Annotated in this window: 1 protein-coding gene; it reads right to left on the bottom strand. The window is 53.9% G+C overall.

Translation table 11 applies throughout. The annotated features are described in order from the left end of the window. Nucleotides 1–332, bottom strand: a 332-nt coding sequence (locus HEN33_RS25650) for a YqaJ viral recombinase family protein (RefSeq protein ID WP_183083553.1), incomplete at both ends; no start/stop codon positions are given.

Here is a 332-nt window from a genome sequence, read left to right as displayed (position 1 = left end):
CTGTACTGCACCTGGGCCATGTAAGCCGACTTTATGGCCTCGAAACCACCGAGCCGGAATTTCATGAAATCCCGGGAGGTAAACGGGCATTTCAGTTCAAGGCCGTTGCCGTCACTGCATAAACCATCGGGAGAGCAGGCGGTACGCATACTTTCGTCGCGATAGATGATCGGGGATTCAGTAACATTAACGCCGGAAGTGAACTCAAAGAGGGTTCTGGCGTCGTTCTCGTACTGTTTTCCCCAGGCCAGAGCCTTAGCGTTAACTTCCGGAGCCGCACCGGTGCAAACCTCAGCCAGCAGGGTGTGGAAGTAGGACATTTTCATGTCAGG

The sequence above is a fragment of the Escherichia sp. 94.0001 genome (genome assembly GCF_013369155.2).
Taxonomy (GTDB): domain Bacteria; phylum Pseudomonadota; class Gammaproteobacteria; order Enterobacterales; family Enterobacteriaceae; genus Escherichia; species Escherichia coli_F.
This window is presented reverse-complemented; position numbering and strand designations above follow the sequence as displayed.